The 18966-nt window shown below is 73.5% G+C and carries 18 protein-coding genes; 9 read left to right on the forward strand and 9 right to left on the reverse strand.

The features are described from left to right. Nucleotides 1–27: 27 nt before the first annotated feature. Nucleotides 28–1608, reverse strand: coding sequence for a benzoylformate decarboxylase (mdlC, locus tag OIE12_RS31500; RefSeq protein ID WP_329141294.1), 1581 nt, complete (start codon nt 1606–1608; stop codon nt 28–30). A 105-nt stretch (nt 1609–1713) separates the two neighbouring features. Here mdlC and OIE12_RS31505 point away from each other — a divergent pair, with 105 nt between their 5' ends. The 3 genes from OIE12_RS31505 (at nt 1714) to proP (ending at nt 5111) form a co-directional block, all read left to right on the forward strand. Next, nucleotides 1714–2700: a LysR family transcriptional regulator gene (locus OIE12_RS31505; RefSeq protein WP_329141296.1), complete on the forward strand. Its 987-nt coding sequence runs from the start codon at nt 1714–1716 to the stop codon at nt 2698–2700. Between the two features lie 88 nt (nt 2701–2788). After that, nucleotides 2789–3280: a peptidylprolyl isomerase gene (locus OIE12_RS31510; protein ID WP_329141298.1), complete on the forward strand. Its 492-nt coding sequence runs from the start codon at nt 2789–2791 to the stop codon at nt 3278–3280. A 322-nt stretch (nt 3281–3602) separates the two neighbouring features. Then, nucleotides 3603–5111 (forward strand): glycine betaine/L-proline transporter ProP, encoded by a 1509-nt coding sequence (gene proP / locus OIE12_RS31515; protein ID WP_329141300.1) that lies wholly within the window; start codon nt 3603–3605, stop codon nt 5109–5111. Between the two features lie 86 nt (nt 5112–5197). Here proP and ku read toward each other — a convergent pair whose 3' ends face one another. Together ku and OIE12_RS31525 are read right to left on the reverse strand one after the other, a co-directional pair. Then, nucleotides 5198–6268, reverse strand: coding sequence for a non-homologous end joining protein Ku (gene ku, locus OIE12_RS31520; protein WP_329141302.1), 1071 nt, complete (start codon nt 6266–6268; stop codon nt 5198–5200). A gap of 354 nt (nt 6269–6622) precedes the next feature. After that, nucleotides 6623–7558: a hypothetical protein gene (locus OIE12_RS31525; RefSeq protein ID WP_329141304.1), complete on the reverse strand. Its 936-nt coding sequence runs from the start codon at nt 7556–7558 to the stop codon at nt 6623–6625. 141 nt (nt 7559–7699) lie between these two features. On the opposite strand from OIE12_RS31525, the gene OIE12_RS31530 reads away from it, so the two are divergent. After that, nucleotides 7700–8167: an ATP-binding protein gene (locus OIE12_RS31530; protein ID WP_329141306.1), complete on the forward strand. Its 468-nt coding sequence runs from the start codon at nt 7700–7702 to the stop codon at nt 8165–8167. A gap of 11 nt (nt 8168–8178) precedes the next feature. Here the strand turns inward: OIE12_RS31530 and OIE12_RS31535 are convergent, their stop codons facing one another. From OIE12_RS31535 to paaI, 3 genes are read right to left on the reverse strand one after another with little or no spacing between them, the layout of a single operon-like run. Then, nucleotides 8179–8841, reverse strand: coding sequence for a hypothetical protein (locus OIE12_RS31535; protein WP_329141308.1), 663 nt, complete (start codon nt 8839–8841; stop codon nt 8179–8181). A gap of 48 nt (nt 8842–8889) precedes the next feature. Continuing rightward, nucleotides 8890–10236 (reverse strand): phenylacetate--CoA ligase PaaK, encoded by a 1347-nt coding sequence (paaK, locus tag OIE12_RS31540; protein ID WP_329141309.1) that lies wholly within the window; start codon nt 10234–10236, stop codon nt 8890–8892. After that, nucleotides 10233–10658, reverse strand: coding sequence for a hydroxyphenylacetyl-CoA thioesterase PaaI (gene paaI / locus OIE12_RS31545; RefSeq protein WP_329142338.1), 426 nt, complete (start codon nt 10656–10658; stop codon nt 10233–10235). The genes paaK and paaI overlap by 4 nt, the downstream gene beginning before the upstream one ends. A gap of 294 nt (nt 10659–10952) precedes the next feature. Here paaI and paaA point away from each other — a divergent pair, with 294 nt between their 5' ends. Genes paaA through paaE form a run of 5 tightly spaced genes read left to right on the forward strand, consistent with a single transcriptional unit; the run spans nt 10953 to nt 14747 of the window. Then, complete coding sequence (gene paaA, locus OIE12_RS31550) at nt 10953–11951, forward strand: 1,2-phenylacetyl-CoA epoxidase subunit PaaA (protein ID WP_329141311.1); 999 nt, start codon at nt 10953–10955, stop codon at nt 11949–11951. After that, nucleotides 11948–12250, forward strand: a complete 303-nt coding sequence (gene paaB, locus OIE12_RS31555; RefSeq protein ID WP_329141313.1) for a 1,2-phenylacetyl-CoA epoxidase subunit PaaB — start codon at nt 11948–11950, stop codon at nt 12248–12250. The genes paaA and paaB overlap by 4 nt, the downstream gene beginning before the upstream one ends. A gap of 9 nt (nt 12251–12259) precedes the next feature. Next, nucleotides 12260–13099 (forward strand): 1,2-phenylacetyl-CoA epoxidase subunit PaaC, encoded by an 840-nt coding sequence (gene paaC, locus OIE12_RS31560; RefSeq protein ID WP_329141314.1) that lies wholly within the window; start codon nt 12260–12262, stop codon nt 13097–13099. Next, nucleotides 13096–13626, forward strand: coding sequence for a 1,2-phenylacetyl-CoA epoxidase subunit PaaD (gene paaD, locus OIE12_RS31565; RefSeq protein ID WP_329141316.1), 531 nt, complete (start codon nt 13096–13098; stop codon nt 13624–13626). Before paaC ends, paaD begins: the two co-directional genes overlap by 4 nt. Then, complete coding sequence (paaE, locus tag OIE12_RS31570) at nt 13626–14747, forward strand: 1,2-phenylacetyl-CoA epoxidase subunit PaaE (RefSeq protein WP_329141318.1); 1122 nt, start codon at nt 13626–13628, stop codon at nt 14745–14747. The genes paaD and paaE overlap by 1 nt, the downstream gene beginning before the upstream one ends. A gap of 212 nt (nt 14748–14959) precedes the next feature. Here paaE and OIE12_RS31575 read toward each other — a convergent pair whose 3' ends face one another. From OIE12_RS31575 to OIE12_RS31585, 3 genes are read right to left on the reverse strand one after another with little or no spacing between them, the layout of a single operon-like run. Next, on the reverse strand, nt 14960–17032 hold the full coding sequence (locus tag OIE12_RS31575; RefSeq protein ID WP_329141320.1) for an iron ABC transporter permease: 2073 nt from the start codon (nt 17030–17032) through the stop codon (nt 14960–14962). Between the two features lie 4 nt (nt 17033–17036). Beyond that, complete coding sequence (locus tag OIE12_RS31580; RefSeq protein WP_329141322.1) at nt 17037–18011, reverse strand: iron-siderophore ABC transporter substrate-binding protein; 975 nt, start codon at nt 18009–18011, stop codon at nt 17037–17039. Beyond that, nucleotides 18008–18817: an ABC transporter ATP-binding protein gene (locus OIE12_RS31585; RefSeq protein ID WP_329142340.1), complete on the reverse strand. Its 810-nt coding sequence runs from the start codon at nt 18815–18817 to the stop codon at nt 18008–18010. Before OIE12_RS31585 ends, OIE12_RS31580 begins: the two co-directional genes overlap by 4 nt. Between the last annotated feature and the right edge of the window lie 149 nt (nt 18818–18966).

Raw genomic sequence — 18966 nt, forward strand, 5'->3', positions numbered from 1 at the left:
CGATCGCGGATGGTGGGTTCGCGGAGGTCAGTCGGGTGTCGTCAGGGCCGTGTCGACCTGGAGGAGCCTGGGGTGGTCGGGCCGTTCGGCGAGGGCCGCACGCAGCTCCTCCACCCCGCCGACCTGCTGGGCCCGCACCCCGTAGCCCTCGGCGATCCGGGTGAAGTCCAGACCGGGGATGTCGAGCCCCGGCGCGTCCGGCACGCCGAGCAGCTCGCCGAACCAGCGCAGCGCCCCGTACGTCCCGTTCCGCAGCAGGACGACGGTGAGCGGCACCCGGTGCTGCGCGGCCGTCCACAGGGCGGTGATGCCGTAGTTGGCCGAGCCGTCCCCGACGACGCCGACGACCGGGCGGTCCGGCTGCGCCATCGCGACGCCGACCGCGCCGGGCAGCCCGAAGCCGAGCCCGCCGGCCGCCGGGAAGTAGTAGGAGCCGGGCCGGCGCAGGTCCATCTGGCGCCACCAGGAGGAGTTGGTCGACGTCGACTCCACGACGTACGCGGTGTCACCGGGCAGTTCGTCGCGGAGCGCGGCGAAGACCTGCTCCGGGTGCAGCAGCCCGTCCCCGGCGGTGCGCGGCTCGGGTGCGGGCCGGAACCGCTCCTGCGGGGCGCCGGGGGAGTCGAGCGTCCTGACCAGCAGTTCGATCACTGCGCCGGGGTCGGCGACCAGTGCCTCGCCCATCGGGGCGCGGGCGGCGGCGGCCGCGTCCTCGGTCACCTGGAGCAGCCGGGTGCCCTCGGGCAGATACCGGCCGGGCAGGTACTCGTGGTAGCGGAACACCGGCGCGCCGAGGACGAGCACCAGGTCATGGCCCTCGAAGGCCTCGCAGACCGGCGCGATCCCGGCGGGCAGCACACCCCGGAAGAGCGGATGGCGGTTGGGGAACGGCAGCCGGAAGAGCGACGGGGCCGCCCACACCGGGGCGCCCAGGTGCTCGGCCAGCCGGACGGCGTCGTCGAAGAGACCGGCCGCATCGATGTCGCCGCCCAGCACCAGCGCCGGCCGCTCGGCCGCCGCCACCCGCTCGGCGAGCCGGCGGGCCTGTTCCCCGCCGGGCGCCGAGGCCCGCTCCACCCGGCGGTCGAGGACCGCGGGGCCGTTCTCGTCCGCCTCGGCGTCCCAGTCGTCGTACGGCACGGAGAGATACGTCGGCCGCCGCTGGAGCCCGGCCTCGAAGACGGCCTGCGCCAGCGCGCGCGGCACGTCCTGCGCACAGGCCGGCTCCGCCGCCCAGCCGACCAGGGGTTTCATCAGCGCGGGCGCGTCGACGTTGGCCAGGTTGGCCTCCGGACCGATGGCCGGGCGCACCTGCTGCCCGGCCACCACGACCAGCGGGGTGCGGGAGGCGGCGGCGTTCGTCAGCGCGCCCATCGCGTTCCCCGAGCCGGAGGCGGCGTGCAGATTGACCAGCACGGGCCGGCCGGTCGCCTGGGCGTAGCCGTCGGCCATCCCGACCACCGCGCCCTCGTGCAGCCCGAGCACATAGCGGAACCCCTCGGGGAGCCCGGCGAGAAAGGGCAGCTCGTTGGAGCCGGGGTTGCCGAAGACGGTGGTGAGCCCCTGGCGTTGCAGGAACTCGTGGGAGACACGACGCACGGACGGCACGGACGTTCCTTTCCGGTCACTTCGGGAGTGATGCGGGACACGCTAAGCAGCCCGTGACATGAGCACCAATAGATGTTTCCGTCCGCCGATATAGAGTGCGTCGATATGGTGACCACCACCGGGAGCTTCGACCTCAACCTCGCCCGCGTCTTCGTCCTGCTGTACGAAACGGGCAGCGTCACGGTCACCGCGGACACCCTGCACGTCACCCAGCCGACCGTCAGCTACAACCTGGCCAAGCTGCGCCGGCACTTCGGCGACGAGCTGTTCCGGCGCACCGGACGCGGTCTGACCCCGACCGCGGGCGCCCGCCGGCTGTACGGGCCGCTGCAACGGGCGCTGGCCGATCTCGACGGGGCGATTCGCCCCCAGACCGAGGAGGTGGCGGACCCCGAGGCCATGGCGGGCCGCTTCACCCTCGCGCTCTCCGACCTCGGCGAGGCCACGCTGCTGCCCCGGCTCCTCGCGGCGGCCCGTCGGCGCGCGCCCCGGGTCTCCTTCAGCGTGCGGCCGCTCGACGTGGACGACGTCGAGCACCAGCTGCGCCGGGGCGAGCTGGACGCGTTCATCGCCACGCCGGTGCTGACCTCGCACCGCACCGTGCGCATCCCGCTCTTCCACGAGCGGTACGTCGCCATGGTGGCCGCCGACCATCCCCGCGTCCGGGGCGCGTCGCTGACCATGCCGGAACTGGCCGCCGAGGACCACGCGACGGTGTTCGGCCCCAGCGGGCATGTGGCCCCGCGTGCCCTGCTGGCCGCGCACGGGCTCCTGGACCGGGTCGTCGTCGACGCCACCCGGTTCTCGATGCTCCCCTATTTGCTGGAGCAGACGGATCTGATCGCCGTCGTCCCCGAGTACGTGGGCGAGGTCTTCACCGCCTCCCACCGGCTGCGGCTCGTCCGACTGCCGTTCGAGACGGAGCCGATCGAGGTGGCGCTGTACGCCCGCCACGAGTCCTCACGGAGCCCCTCGCAGCGGTGGCTGGTGCAGTTCATGACGGAGGTGCTGGGGGAGCGGGTCAGCCCCGCCCAACTCCCGCCCCACCACGGCCCACTGACTCCCGAGGGGCGTCCGGGAAGCATCGACTGATGCGGTCGGGTACGTCCCCTGTGCCCCGGTGGGCGGCTTTTGTGGGGCCGGGCTGCTGCGGCCCCGGCCGACATGCCATGATCCTCCCATGGGATCCAACGTGTATTTCGACATCACCATCAACGACCAGCCCGCGGGGCGCATCGTCTTCAAGCTGTACGACGAGGACGTGCCGAAGACCGCGAAGAACTTCCGCGAGCTGGCCACCGGTGAGCACGGGTTCGGCTACGCCGGCTCGTCCTTCCACCGCATCATTCCGCAGTTCATGCTCCAGGGCGGTGACTTCACCCGGGGCAACGGCACGGGCGGCAAGAGCATCTACGGCGAGAAGTTCGCCGACGAGAACTTCAAGAACAAGCACACCAAGCCGTACCTGCTCTCCATGGCCAACGCCGGCCCGAACACCAACGGCTCGCAGTTCTTCATCACGACGGTCGTGACGTCCTGGCTGGACGGCAAGCACGTCGTCTTCGGCGAGGTCGTCGAGGGCACGGAACTGGTCGACCAGATCGAGGCCCTGGGCAGCCAGTCCGGCGCCCCCAAGGGCAAGGTCACGATCGCGGCGTCCGGCACGGTGTGAGCGACCTGAACGGTCGCCGCTGTCGTTGCGGCAGAGGGGCTCGGGCGCTGCCCCGAGCCCCTCGGGTTTTGAGCCACCGGGAGCGGGGCGCCCGAGAGCTCGGGTGGGTGGGGTTCGTCGGCGGATGCGGGTCCGTGGCGGCTGGTCGCGCAGTTCCCCGCGCCCCTGACGGCGCGCGGCCGCGCGCGTGCGGGTCGGCGCAACTTCGGCCAAGCTGATCAGAGCGCGTGTTTTCCGCCACGGAGAGTGGCCGGTTTGCCCGAGCCAGGAGCGAGTAGGTGATGCCGTGCACGCCCGCGCGACCGGCAGATAGGAGCCCTCCATGGCGGACAGCGAGACCGATCTCTCCACGATCGATGCCGACAGCGAGGCCTTGAGGCGCCACCGCAGACTGTTCAGGGCGGTGAAACGGCGCCGGAACCCCCCGCTCCGGCGTACCGACATCACCGTCACCGACGAGTCGGCGGTCCGCCGGGCGGTCAAGGCCGCCTCCCTCGGCAACGCCATGGAATGGTTCGACTTCGGCATCTACAGCTACCTCGCCGTCACCATCGGTGAGGTGTTCTTCCCGTCCGGGAACGACACCGTCCAGCTTCTCTCCTCCTTCGCGACCTTCGCCGTCTCCTTCCTGGTCCGCCCCCTCGGCGGCATGGTGTTCGGCCCGATGGGCGACAAGATCGGCCGCAAGAAGGTCCTCGCCCTCACCATGATCATGATGGCGATCGGCACGTTCGCCATCGGCCTGATCCCGTCGTACGCCGCCATCGGCTTCTGGTCCCCCGCCCTGCTCATCCTCTTCCGCCTGGTGCAGGGCTTCTCCACCGGTGGCGAGTACGGCGGCGCCTCCACGTTCATCGCCGAGTACGCCCCCGACCGCCGCCGCGGCTACTTCGGCAGCTTCCTGGAGCTCGGCACCCTGGCCGGCTACGTCGGCGCGTCCGGCCTGGTGACGATCCTGACGGCCGTCCTCGGCAGCGACGGCATGCACTCCTGGGGCTGGCGCGTGCCGTTCCTGGTGGCCGGCCCCATCGGACTGATCGGCCTCTACCTGCGGCTCAAGCTGGACGAGACGCCCGCCTTCCAGAAGCTGGAGGACTCCTCCGCCCACCGCGCCTCCGAAGCGGCCTCCACGGTCGAGTCGACCGCGAAGGGCGACATCGCGAAGATCTTCCGCGAGTACTGGCCCACGCTCATCCTGTGCATCTGCCTCGTCGGCGCCTACAACATCTGCGACTACATGCTGCTGTCGTACATGCCGACGTACCTCTCCGACGAGATGGGCTACTCCGAGACGCACGGCCTGCTGATCCTCATCGTCACCATGGTGGTGCTGATGCTGGTCATCAACCAGGTCGGCAAGCTCTCCGACCGGGTCGGCCGGAAGCCGGTGCTGATGACCGGGATGCTCGGCTTCCTCGTGCTGTCGGTCCCGTCCTTCCTGCTGGTCCAGCAGGGCAGCCTGGCGGCGGTCTCCGGCGGCATGCTGATGCTGGGCCTGTCGCTGGTGTGCCTGCTCGGCACGATGTCCGCGGCCCTGCCGGCCCTCTTCCCGACCCAGGTGCGCTACGGCTCCCTCTCCATCGGCTACAACCTCTCCGCGTCGCTGTTCGGCGGGACGACCCCGCTGGTGATCACCGCGCTGATCTCCGTCACCGGCAGCGAGCTGATGCCCGCGTTCTACGCGGTGGCGGCGGCGCTCGTCGGCGTGATCTCGGTGGCGTGCATGAAGGAGACGGCCCGCCGCCCGCTGGCCGGCTCCCCGCCGTCGGTGGCGACGCCGGAGGAGGCGGCGGAGATGGTCGAGAGCCAGGCACAGGTGCCGAGGTTCTGACCGGGAGGGGAACCGGGTCCCCGGCGTCCCGGCCCGTCGGGCGGCCGCGGTCTCCGCTCCGTCGGGCGGCCGCGGTCTCCGCTCCGTCAGGCGGCCGCGGTCTTCTTCCGCCGCCGCCCGGCACCGGCCAGTGCCTCGACGAGTTCGTCCCGGCTCATCCGCGAGCGCCCCTCGACGCCCTGGTCGGTGGCCCGCCGGTACAGCTCGGCCTTGCTGAGCCGGCGCAGCTCGCCCTTCGTGGCGGCCCGCCCACGGTCGCCCCTCGGCGACGGGGCCCGCCGGCGCTCCTCCTTGGACGGGCCGCGCCCGCGTCCGTCCTTCGACGGGGTCCTTAGATGCTTCTCCTTCGGAGCGCCCCGGCCCTCCTCGCGGGCGCCCCCGCCCGCGCGGTCGATGCTGCTCTGGAGGGCCGTCATCAGGTCGAGGACGTTCGTGGCCTCCGGCGCCTCCTCCGTGGCCGCGACCTCCTGGCCCTCCGCCTTGGCCCGCACCAGCTCCCGCACCTTCTCCTGGTACGTGTCGTGGTAGCGCGCCGGGTCCCACGGCGCACTGAGCGTGTCGATCAGCTGCGCGGCCATGTCCAGTTCCTTGCCCGCGCCCGCCCGCTCGGCCGGCAGCTCGGGCAGTTCCGCACCCGGGTCGCGCACCTCGTCCGCCCAGTGCAGCGTCTGCAGCACCAGGACCCGCTCCTCCGCGCGCAGCGCCGTCAGATACTGCCTGCCGCGCATGACGAAGGTGGCGATGCCCACCCGACCGGTCCGCTCCAGCGCCGCCCGCAGCAGCTCGTACACCTTCAGGTACTGCTCGCCGCGCGGGGCGACGTAGTACGTACGGGCGAAGTAGACCGGTGCGATCTCGGCCAGCTCCACGAAGTCGGTGATGTCGACGGTCCGGGAGCGGCCGGGGGCGATCTCCTCGAGTTCGTCGGGCTCCACGACGACGTACTCGCCGCGCTCCACCTCGTACCCCTTGACGATGTCCTTGGTGTCGACGTCCTCGCCGGTGCGCTCGTTGACCCGCTTGTTGCGGACCCGGTCGGCGGTGCCGCGCTGCAACTGGTGGAAGTGGACGGTGTGGTCCTCGGTCGCGGTGAACAGCCCGACCGGCACGGTGACCAGCCCGAAGGTGATCACCCCGGTCCAGATCGCACGTGCCATGACCACCCGCTCCGTTCCCGTTCTGTCCCGCCCCGCCGGGCGGCGCGCCGGACGGGGCCCCCGCTGCCGACCACGCTGGCATCTCCCGCGGCGGCACGCGCGCCGGGCGCGGCGGGCGGGGGAGCGCCCGCCGGCTTCGCGGCCCCGGTCGCCTCCGGGTGGGCGCGCCCGTACGTCGTTCCGTGCGGGTGCCGCGGGGCCGGGCGCGCGGTTCCCCGCGCCCCCTAGGCCCCTGCGGGGCCCGGGGACAGGGCTTCCCGCGCCCCGAAAGCGCCCGCGGGGCCCGGGCAGGGCGATCCCGGCAGCGCGCGTCCGGCCGACCTCGGCCAATCCGGTAGGCGACGCCGCCGGCGCCTACCGGGAGCTGGAACGGCCGGACCGTTCCAGCTCCCGGTAGGCGCGGCGCGCCGCCCGTTCCGCGTCGGCGAGGGCGTCGGCCGCCGCCCCGTGTGCCTCCTCCGCGTCCCGCCGCTCCCGCTCGGCCCGCTCCAGCTCCTCGCGCGCCTCGCGCAGCGCCCGCTCGGCCTCGGACACCTGTTCCCGGGCCGCGTCGACGCGCTCCCCGGCCCGCTCCAGCTCCGCGCCGCTGTCCGCCTCCTCCGCCCGCCGGTCGCCCAGCCGCTCCTCGGCCTGCCGCGCGGCCTCCCGGGCCCGGGCGAGCCGCTGCTCCCGGGCCCGGTGCCGCTCGGCGAGCTCGTCCCGTACCGGCGCCTTCTTGGCGGACGTGCGCTTCGGGGACGGCCGCTCAGGGGCCGGGCGGTCCGCCCGCGTCCCGCCGGCGGGGAAGTCCGACGGCGGGGCGAGCCCCCGCTCCAGCCGGCCGCCGGCCCACCGCTCGGCCGCGTCCGGGTCGGCGAGCACCGCGCGCAGGGTCTCCTCGACGTCCTGCCGTACCGCGTCCGACAGCCGGTGACCGGCCTCCTCGGCGTGCCGGACGGCCTGCCCGGACAGCGCGGCGACCACGCTCCGGCGCCGCGCGGACAGCTCCTTGAGCCCGGCGGCGTCCAGCGTCCGGTACGCCTCGCGCAGCGACCGCCCCAGCTCCAGGAACCGCCGGCTCTCCTCCGGCTCGGCGCGCAGCAGCAGGTTGGCCGCCCAGGCCCCCAGGGTCGGGCGGCGCGCGGCACGGAGCGTACGGGCGTCCTCGGCGCGGCCGTCGGCCCGTGCGGCGGTGGCCAGCTCCGTGCGCCGGGCGACGAAGCCGGACGGCGGCGTGGCGTACAGCTCGTCGAGAGCCGGCTCCACCCCGCTCCGGCCGTCGCCCCCGGGGGCCGCGCCCTTGTCCCGCATGCGTCTCAGCCTCCACCGCGGCGGCCGGTCCCGCACGCCGGTGAACGTGGGATCACGGTTTCGAGAATCTTGGTGTCCGGCGACTTTGTGGGTAGACGGCTTCTGGAACGACGGTCAGAGCTCAGGAAGAGGGCGGATCGGATGGACGGGGCTGCCCGGAACGAGGACCAACTGCTGGACGACGGGCCCCTGCGGGTGTCGGCGGCCTACGAAGGCAGACCCGGCGACATCGCGCGGGCGCGTGACCTGGTCCGGGACTTCCTGACCCGGCTCCAGTCCGACCACGGCTTCCCGGTGACGGAACGCGCGATGGGCACGGCACAGCTGGTGGTCAGCGAACTGATGACGAACGCCTGCAAGTACGCGACAGGGCCCTGCCTGGTCGACCTGGGGCTGAACGCCGACCGGGTGGACATCACGGTCTGGGACAGCGCCCCGGTGCTGCCGGTGGCCAAGGCCGCCGATCCGGGCCGGGTGGGCCAGCACGGTCTGGAGATAGTGATGGCCGTCTGCCAGAGCTTCGAGGTGCACCGGGAGCCGGTGGGCAAGCGCACGATCGCCTCGATCGCCCTCACCGACGACTCCGTCGGGGACACCGGCGCCGCGTAGCCACCGGCCGCTCACAACTGCTTGCGAACCCCGGGCTCGTTCGGCAGCCGCGCATGCTGCCCCGCGAGATCCTCCTCGATGGCCCCGCGCGCCGCCCCGCGTCGCAGCACCGGCAGCACGGTCCGCTGGCGCAGGTCCTCCAGCAGAAACGCCGAGCCGGCGTAGAACGCCAGGCCGACCAGCAGCAGCGCCGCCGCGGCGTTCGCCAGTACGAGGGCGTGCGGCGCCCCGAGCTGGTACGCGGCGGCGAGCCCGGCCCGCACGATCGACACACTGAGCACGATGCCCAGCAGCCGCTTCCCCAGGAACCCGGCCACCGCGAGCGGTAGGAGCATCAGCGCGAACGCGCTCAGATAGATGCCGACCGCGGTACTGGTCGTCTGCGCGGGCGCGACGATGTGCAGCGCGCCGAGCGCGGCCCACGACGTGGCGAACAGCCCGAGCGCACCCGCCGCGCCGGTGTCCCGGGTCAGGAACGCCATGACCGCCGCGAGGAACTCCAACGGAAAGACGAACACGGCGAGCAGAATCCCGGTGCTCCGCACCTGCTCCCCGGTGATCACCCCCAGCCCGATCCCGGCGAGCAACGCCATACCGATCCCGAAGGAGAAGAACCCGAGCGGCAACGGATTCCCGTACGGCCGAACGACCACAGTGGCGGAGCTGTCGATCATGCACCCCCGAGTACCCCTTCCAGGGGCGCGGGGAACCGCGCGGAACGCTCAGCCCTCGCGGAGATCCCGCACCCGACGAATCTTCCCCACCGACCGCTCCAACGTCTCCGGTTCCACGACGGTCACCTCCGCCGACAACCCGACCCCGTCCTTGATCCCCCGGGCGATCACCTCCGCCGCCGCCTCGCGCTCCTCCGCAGCGCTCTCCGGCCGCGCCTCCACCCGCACCGCCATATGATCCAGCCGCCCCCGCCGGCTCAGCAGGAGCTGAAAGTGCGGCGCGACCCCGGGCGTGCGCAGCACGATCTCCTCGATCTGGCTGGGAAACACGTTCACACCGCGCAGGATGAGCATGTCGTCACACCGCCCGGTGATCTTCTCGATGCGGCGGAAGGCCGGACGCGCCGTCCCCGGCAGCAGCCGGGTCAGATCCCGCGTCCGGTAGCGGACGACGGGCATCGCCTCCCGCGTGAGCGAGGTGAGGATCAGCTCGCCGCCCTCGCCCTCGGGCATGACCCCGTCCGTCACCGGGTCGACGACCTCCGGCAGGAAGTGGTCCTCCCACACATGCAGCCCGTCCTTGGTCTCCACGCACTCCTGTGCGACACCGGGACCCATCACCTCCGACAGCCCGTAGATGTCCACGGCGTGCAGATCGAGCCGCTCCTCGATCTCGCGGCGCATCTCCTCGGTCCAGGGCTCGGCGCCGAAGATGCCCACGCGCAGGGAGGTGGAGCGCGGATCGATGCCCTGGCGTTCGAACTCGTCGAGCAGGGTGAGCATGTAGGACGGGGTGATCATGATGATCTCGGGCCGGAAGTCCTGGATGATCTGCACCTGGCGCGCGGTCATCCCGCCCGAGGCGGGGATCACCGTGCAGCCGGCCCGCTCGGCGCCGTAGTGCGCGCCGAGACCGCCGGTGAACAGGCCGTACCCGTAGGAGACGTGCACCTTGTGCCCCGCGCGGCCCCCGGCGGCGCGGATCGAGCGGGCGACGAGGTCCGCCCAGACGGAGAGGTCGTGCTCGGTGTAGCCGACCACCGTGGGGCGCCCGGTGGTGCCGCTGGAGGCGTGGACGCGGCGGACCTCGGACATGGGGACGGCGAACATCCCGAAGGGGTACGTGTCCCGCAGATCGGCCTTGGTGGTGAACGGGAACCGTGCGATGTCCTCCAGGGTGCGGCAGTCCTCGGGGGTGACACCGGCCGCGTCGAACTTCCTGCGGTACAGCTCCACGTGGTCGTACGCGCGGCGCAGGGTGGCCCGCAGCCGCGTGAGCTGGAGGTCGCGGAGCTCCTCCCGGGACATGCGCTCGGCCTCGTCCCGCAGCTCCGCCGGGAGCGGCAGGCCGCGCCGGGGCCCGGCGGCCGCCGGAGCCGTGGTCTCGCTGCTCATGGTGCCTCCTCCGTCCGGACGCCGGCCCCGGTGTCCTGCGGGGCGGGCGCCCGTGTGCTCCCGACCGTGCGGCTGCGGCCGCGGAACTCCGCGATCATCTCCTCGCCGCGCAGGACGCTCACGTCGTACAGACCGCTGCGGCCGTAGCGGGTGCGCTCCCGCGCGGTGGCCACCAGGACGTCGCCCTCGTGGGCCGGGGCGACGAAGTCGATGCCGGCCCCGGCCGCGACGGTCACGGGGCCGTGGCTGTTGCAGGCGCACGCGAAGGCGGTGTCGGCGAGGAGGAACAGATAGCCGCCGTGCGCGATGCCGTGTCCGTTGACCATCGACGCCGTCACCGTCATGCGCAGGACGGCGCTGCCCTCGCCGTACTCGACGACCTCGATGCCGAGCCGCCGGGAGGCCTCGTCCGCCTCGAACATCGTCCGTGCGGGGTCCGGCCCCGCCTGTACGTTTCGCGTCACCGTACCGCCACCCACTCCGTGCCGCCCGAGGCCGCCAAGCGCCTGCTCGACGCCCCGACCGACCATTCGGTACCGTGCGGCACGACCATGTAATCCAGCCATGTCCGAGGGTGTCAAGGGGCGCGGTCCGCCCCTCCGCTCTTGCCAGGAACCGGGGCGCGCACCGTACTATGGACCGAACGAACGGTCGGTTGGCGCAGGTGTGGATCCCGGGCGACACGGGGGGGGGCACACGCGGTGGAAGGCGGGCAGATGACCAGGACGGAAACCGGAGGGCCGGCGCCGGGCGGCGGCACCGGCACCGGGCCGGCGGACCTCCCGGAGAGGTTCGACGCGACGATCGCGCGCGACCAGCGCATCGAACCGCGCGACTGGATGCCGGACGGCTACCGCAGGACGCTGGTCCGGCAGATCGCCCAGCACGCGCACTCGGAGATCATCGGCATGCAGCCCGAGGCCGAGTGGATCACCCGCGCACCCTCGCTGCGCCGCAAGGCGATCCTGCTCGCCAAGGTCCAGGACGAGGCCGGGCACGGCCTCTATCTCTACTCGGCCGCCGAGACCCTCGGCGTCGACCGGGCCGACCTGAACCAGCGACTGCTCGAAGGGCGCCAGAAGTACTCGTCGATCTTCAACTACCCCACGCTCACCTTCGCCGACGTCGGCGTCATCGGCTGGTTCGTGGACGGCGCGGCGATCTGCAACCAGGTCCCGCTCTGCCGCAGCTCCTACGGCCCCTACGCGCGCGCCATGGTCCGCGTCTGCAAGGAGGAGTCGTTCCACCAGCGGCAGGGCTACGAACTGCTGCGCACGATGACGCGCGGCACCGACGCCCAGCGGGAGATGGTCCAGGACGCGGTGAACCGCTGGTGGTGGCCCTCGCTGATGATGTTCGGCCCGCCCGACGAGAACTCGCCCAACTCCGCGCAGTCCATGGCCTGGAAGATCAAGCGGCACAGCAACGACGAACTGCGGCAGCGGTTCGTCGACATGACGGTCCCGCAGGCCGACGCCCTCGGCGTCATTCTGCCCGACCCCGAACTGCGCTGGAACGAGGAGCGCGGCCGGTACGACTTCGGCACCCCCGACTTCGCCGAGCTGACGCGCGTCATCAAGGGCGACGGCCCGTGCAACGCCCAGCGCATGGAGCGGCGCCGCACCGCCCACGAGGAGGGCGCCTGGGTGCGCGAGGCGGCCGCGGCCCACGCCGCCAAGGAGGCGGCCCGGACCCGCGAAGGAGCGGCGGCATGAGCGACACCACGACCCCCAGGGGCGACTGGCCGCTGTACGAGGTGTTCGTGCGCGGCAAGCGCGGCCTGAACCACGTGCACGTCGGCTCGCTGCACGCGGCGGACGACCGCATGGCCCTCACCCACGCCCGCGACCTCTACACCCGGCGCAACGAGGGCGTCAGCATCTGGGTGGTGCGCAGCGACCTCATCACCGCCTCCACCCGCGACGAACGGGACCCGTTCTTCGCCCCGAGCGCCGACAAGGTCTACCGCCACCCCACCTTCTACGACATCCCCGACGACGTCCCCCACATCTAGGAGCAGGGCATGAGCGACGACCACGTCTATCTGTCCCTGGCGGGCGGACAGGACGAGGGCGCCGAGGGCGACACCCGCTGGGCCTTCGGCACCGGCTTCGAGGACCCGCTGCACGGCGTGGACACCGCCGTGCCCGCCGGCCTCGACACCGCCGCACTGGCCGCCCACTGCCTGGCGCTCGCCGACGACGCGCTGGTCTCGGCCCAGCGGCTCGCCGAGTGGACCACCCGCGCCCCGGAACTGGAGGAGGAGGTCGCGCTCGCCAACATCGGCCTCGACCTGCTCGGCCAGGCCCGCCTGCTGTACGCGCGCTGCGGCCAGGCGGACGGCACCGGCCGCGGTGAGGACGCCTACGCCTACTTCCGGGACGCCGCCGACTTCCGCAACGTCCGCCTGGCCGAACTCCCGAACGGGGACTTCGCGTTCACGGTCGTGCGGCTGCTGGCGCTCTCCAGCTGGCGGCTCGCCGAGTTCGAGCGGCTCACCGCCTCGCCCGACCCGGTCCTCGCGGCCGTCGCCGCCAAGGGCACCAGGGAGCTGGCCTACCACCGGCAGTACGCCGCCGAGTGGGCCGTCCGGCTCGGGGACGGCACCGAGGAGTCCCACCGCCGGATGCGCGCCGCGCTGGACGCGGTCGCGCCCTACCTGGACGAACTCTTCGCCGCCTGTGACGTACGCGAGGAGGTCACCGCCGTGCTCGCACAGGTCACCGCGGCGGCGGGACTGCCGATGCCCGACGCGCCCGCCCTCCCCGGCGCCGGCCGCGACGGCACGCACACCGCGCACCTCGCCCCGCTCCTCGCCGAACTGCAGAGCGTGGCCCGCGCCCACCCGGAAGCCGCGTGGTGACCGTGCGGACCCTCCCCTCGCAGGGCACGACCGCGGCCGACGCCCGGCGGATCGCCGCCCGGGTGCCGGACCCCGAGCTGCCCATGCTCACCCTCGCCGACCTCGGCGTCCTGCGGGACGTGCGCGTGGGGGAGGACGGCACGGTCGTCGCCGATCTCACCCCCACCTACTCCGGCTGCCCCGCGATGGCCGAGATGCGGGCCGAGGTCGCCGCCCGGCTGCGCGCCGCCGGACACGCGCGCGTGCGGGTCCGTACGGTCCTCGACCCGCCCTGGACCACCGACTGGATCACCCCCGAGGGCCGCCGCAAGCTCGCCGCGCACGGCATCGCCCCGCCCGGCCCCGCGCCCCGGCCCACGGGCGGCCCCGTCCCGCTCACCCTGTCCCCGACGCGGCGCGCGGTGCCCTGCCCCCGCTGCGGCTCGGCGCGCACCGAGGAGACCTCCCGGTTCGGCTCCACCTCGTGCAAGGCGCTGTGGCGCTGCCTCGACTGCCGGGAGCCGTTCGAGCACTTCAAGGAGATCTGATGGACGACGTGCTCACCGAGGGCGCGCCCGGCCCGACCGCCACGGCCCGCCGTCCCCGCCGACGGCCCGCCTTCCACCCGTTGCGGGTCGCCTCCGTGGAGCGCCTGTGCGAGGACGCGGTCGCCGTGGGCTTCGACATCCCCGGGGAACTGGCCGAGGAGTTCGCCTTCGCGCCCGGACAGTCCCTCACCCTGCGGCGCCGGATCGACGGGCGGGACGAGCGGCGCTCGTACTCCATCTGCGCCCCCGTCGGCGCTCCGCCGCGCATCGGCGTGCGCGAGGTGCCCGGCGGGTTCTTCTCCTCCTGGCTGGTCCATGAGGTCCGGCCCGGCGACACGGTCGAGGCGATGGGTCCCACCGGGGCCTTCACCCCCGACCTCACCGTCCCCGCCCACCATGTGCTGATCGCCGCCGGGTCCGGTATCACGCCGATGCTGTCCATCGCGGAGTCGGTCCTCGCCGCCGACGACCGCTCCCGCGTCACGCTCCTGTACGGCAACCGCCGTACCGGTTCGGTGATGTTCGCGGACGAACTGGCCGACCTGAAGGATCTGCACCCCACCCGGTTCCAGCTCGCCCATGTGCTCTCGCGGGAGCCGCGTGAGGCCGAGCTGTTCTCGGGGCGGCTGGACGCGGAGCGGCTCGGCACGCTGGTCGGGGCGCTGGTGGAGGTGGAGGGCGTGGGGCACTGGTGGTTGTGCGGGCCGCACGGGATGGTGCGCGATGCCCGGTCGGTGCTGGCCGGGCTGGGCGTGGCGGGGGAGCGGGTGCACCAGGAGTTGTTCTACGCGGACGACGAGCCGGTGCGGGCCGTGCGGCACGAGGAGATGCCCGTCGACGGGCCCGTCAGCCGGGTCACCGTCGTGCTCGACGGGCGGGCGACGACGTCCGTACTGCCGCGGGGGGTGACGGTGCTGGACTCCGCGGCGCGGGTGCGCCCGGACCTTCCGTTCGCCTGCAAGGGCGGTGTGTGCGGGACGTGCCGGGCGCGGGTGACGGCGGGTTCGGTCGACATGCGGCGCAACTACGCGCTGGAGCCGGGGGAGGTGGAGGCGGGGTACGTCCTGACGTGCCAGAGCCATCCGGTGACGGAGTCACTGACGGTGGATTACGACAGCTGAGGGAGGAGGGGGTGGGGCCACGGCATGTTTTCGCCCCCGCCGCCCCTTCCCCTTCCCGTCCCCGGGGACAAGCCCCCGGACCCCCGCTAAAAGATTGCGCAGTTCCCCGCGCCCCTGACAGGGGCGCGGGGAACTGCGCGACCGGCCACATCCCACCCGCGCCCGCCCACGCACCGAACCCCCACCCCCTCCCGCGCACCCGGACCCGGCGGTCACCGTCGCCCCCGTACCAGCAAATACAGGAAGTACGGCGTCCCGACCACCGCTGTCATGAGCCCCGCCCCGAGCTGCGCCGGAGCGATCACCGTGCGGCCCAGGACGTCCGCCACGCAGACCAGGGCCGCGCCCAGCAGTACCGCGACCGGCACGACGCGTACGTGGCGACGGCCCACCAGGGAGCGCGCGGCGTGGGGGGCGACCAGGCCGACGAAGCCGATCGTGCCCGCCGCGGCGACCGCCGTCGCGCTCAGCAGCACGGCGAGCGCGAGGAACCCCAGTCGGGCCGGCCCGAGACGCAGGCCCAGGAGCCCGGGCGTGTCGTCGTCGATCGAGACGAGGTCCAGCTCGGCCCGCCGGGCCACGGCCACCACGAGCCCCAGCACCAGCACCGCCGCCACCGGCAGCGCGTCCGGCAGCGTGCGGCCGTACGTCGAGCCGGACAGCCAGGTCAGCGCCTTCGTCGCGTTGAACGGGTCGGTCAGCACGATGAGCAGGCTGATCAGCGCCGTCGTCCCGGCGGACACGCCGACGCCGACGAGCACCAGCCGGTTCTGCGGGAACCCGCCCCGCGCGGCGAGCCCGAAGACGACGACCGCCGTGACGGCCGCCCCCGCGAACGCCGCCCCGGCCACCCCCCACGCCCCCGCCGCCGGCACCGAGGTGACCAGCGCGACGGCGCCGAGCGCGGCCCCGCCGGTGACGCCGAGGACGCCGGGCTCGGCGAGCGGATTGCGGGTGACGGCCTGCACCAGCGTGCCGGACAGCGCCAGTGCCGCCCCCGCGAGGAGCGCGGCGAGCACGCGCGGGACCCGGGTGTCCAGGACGTAGGAGACCGTGCGCCCCGCCCTGCCCTGCGCCCAGTTGACGACATCGCCGAGAAGCAGCTTGGAGTCACCGAGGAGCACGGCGGCGACCACCACCACGACGAGGACGACCGCGAGCCCGGCCACCGTCGCGGCGAACACCGTCCGGCTCGGGATCCGGAGCCGGTCCGGCGCGCCCGCCGAGGCGGTGTCCTTGACCCGCAGCGCCATCCCGACCAGGAACACCGCGCCGACGACGGCGGTGACGACCCCCGTCGGCACGGCCACCGCGAGCTGCGCGGAGACGACGGCCCGCAGCAGCACGTCCGAGCCGAGGACGAGCCCCGCCCCGGCCAGCCCGGCGACCGGCAGGAGCGCCCGGGCCCGGGTGAAGGCCCGGTAGCGGCGGGCCAGCGGCCGGACGAGCGCCGGGGCGCACAGCCCGACGAACCCGATGGGTCCGGCGAGCGTCACCGCGGCCGCCGAGAGCAGCGCGGCGAGCACGACCACCGTGACCCGCGTGCCCCGCACCGGAACGCCGAGCCCGCGCGCGGCGTCGTCGCCGAGCGCGAGGGCGTCGACCCGGCGGGCCACCAGGAGCAGTCCCACGGCACCGAGCAGCGCCACCGGCAGCATCTGGAGCACGCCGTCGAAGCCGTTCTGGCTGATGCTGCCCTGGTTCCACTGGTAGAGGCCCTCGGTGCGCTGCGGGAACAGCAGCAGCAACCCCTGGGTGACGGAGGTCAGTCCGAGGGCGAGGGCGCTGCCGGCCAGGACCAGCCGGACGGTGCCCCCGCCCGGTCCGGACAGGCCGAGCACGACGGCCGCCGCGGCGAGTCCGCCGACGAACGCCACGCCCGAGGAGGCGACCAGCGGCAGACAGACGCCGCTGACGGTGACCACACCGAGCGCGAGGTACGAACCGGCGTTCACGGCAAGGGTGTCGGGCGCGGCCAGCACATTGCGGCTGACCGCCTGGAGCGCGGCACCCGCCATGCCGAGGGCGGCGCCGACGAGCAGTCCGGCGGCGGCCCGCGGCAGCCGGGAGGCGACGACGACGGAGGCGTCAGCGGCGTCGGCGCGGCCGGTCAGCGCCTTCCACACCTCGGCCGGGCCGACCGCGGCCGTGCCCTGGGTGAGGTCGACGACGGCGAATGCCACGACCAGGAGGGCGAGCGCGGCGGTCACCGCCGCCGCACCGGCGGTCCGGGGTACGGCGGTGGCCGGCGGGCGGGTGACGGGGGGAGTCGCGGTGACGGTCACGGCGCTACTTCGTCAGCGCGTCGACGACGGCGTCGATGTACGCCTCCATCGACTCCGGGCCGCCGAACATCCAGATGCCGTCGGGCAGCCGGCTCACGTGGTCGTCCTTGACGAACTTCAGCGACTTCCACACGGAGTTCTTCGCCAGACCGTCCGCGAACGGGTCGTCGCCGTCGCTGTCGTTGGAGAGGTACGCGAACCGCACGTCACCGAGGCCGGTCAGCCCCTCCACGTCCGTGCTCGCGAGGCCGTAGTTCTTGTCGCCCTTGACGGTCCAGGCGTTCTTCAGGCCGATCTCCTCGCTGACCGCGCCGATGAGGGAGCCGCTGGTGTACGGACGGATCGTCACCTGGTTCGAGACGACGTACCCGTCGGCGAAGGCGTACTTCGCCCCGTCGAGCCCCGCGTCGGCCAGCGCCTTCTTGCCCTCGGCGACCTTCGCGTCGAACGCCTTCCTCACCTCGGCGGCCCTGTCCGTGGTGCCGGTGGCCCTGGCGACGAGGTCGAGGTTGTCCTCCATCTGCCCGATCGGGTCGGCGGCGTCGGCGGAGCGCAGCGTGAGGACGGGGGCGACCTTGCGGAGCTGCTTGAGGACGGAGGAGGACAGGTCGGTGGTGGCGACGACGAGGTCGGGGTGGAGCGAGGCGATGGTGTCGGTGCTGGGTTCGCCGCGGGTGCCGATGTCCTTGGGGCTGTTCCTCAGCGGGACGGCGGAGTCGTAGGCCTTGTACCCCTTGACGTCGGCGGCGCCGACGGGGTTCACCCCGAGCGAGACCAGGCTCTCGACGGCGTTCCACTCGGTGCCGACGACCCGCTTGGCCGGGCCGTCGAGGGTGACCTTGGTGCCGCTCGCGTCGGTGAGCGAGATCTTCTCGGTGGTCTTCGCCTTGGTGTCGGCGGCGGGTTCGGTGGTGCCGCAGGCGGTCAGGACGAGGGCCGCGAGGGTGCCGGAGGCGGCGAGGGCGAGGGAGCGTCTCATGACGGGGCGTGGAGCCTTTCACTGCGGGTGTGGTGGCGGCCGAGCGCGCGGGTGCGCAGCCGGCCGGTGAGCGGGTCGGTGCCGACCTCGATGCGGATGCCGTAGGTGCGGGTCAGCAGGTCGGGGGTGAGGACGTCCTCGGGGGTGCCGTCGGCGAGGACGCGGCCCGCGCCGAGCAGGGTGATCCGGTCGGCGACGGCGGCGGCCTGGTCGAGGTCGTGCAGGACCACGCCGACGGCGATGCCGTGGTCGTCGGCCAGATCGCGGATCAGGTCGAGGAGTTCGACCTGGTAGCGCAGGTCGAGGTAGGTGGTGGGCTCGTCGAGCAGGAGGACGCCGGTCTCCTGGGCGAGACAGCTCGCGAGCCAGACGCGCTGGAGCTGTCCGCCGGAGAGGTGGTCGGCGCCGCGGTCGGCGAGCGCGGTGACGCCGGTCAGGGCGAGCGCGCGGTCGACGGCGGCCGCGCCGCCGGGGTCGGGGCGGCCCCAGCGCCCCCGGTAGGGGTAGCGGCCGAAGGTGACGACGTCGCGGACGGTGAGGCCGCTCGGGGTGGGCCGGCCCTGGGTGAGCAGGGCGACCCGGCGGGCGAACTCCCGTGCGCTGAGAGCGAGTCCGTCGGAGGGCGCGTCCTCGTCCGGGGCGTCCAGGGCGAGCGTGCCGGTGCGGGGCCGCTGGAGGCGGGCCAGCGTGCGCAGGAGCGTGGACTTGCCGCTTCCGTTGGGGCCCACCAGCGCGGTCACCTCGCCGGGGCGCAGGGTGAGGCCCGCGGCGTGGACGACGTCGATGCCGTCGTAGGCCACGGTCATCTCTCGGGCCGTCAGTTCATGGCCGCGCGAAGGGAAGCCCGCGGCGGGCGCGTCACCTGAAGTCACACGGCGAAGGTTAGCCTACCCTTACCCATCCTTCGAACGGGTGGGTCACGTTCTGGGACGCCGCGCGAGGCGGGCGTCGTGGG

This window comes from Streptomyces sp. NBC_00670, assembly GCF_036226765.1.
Taxonomy (GTDB): Bacteria; Actinomycetota; Actinomycetes; order Streptomycetales; family Streptomycetaceae; genus Streptomyces.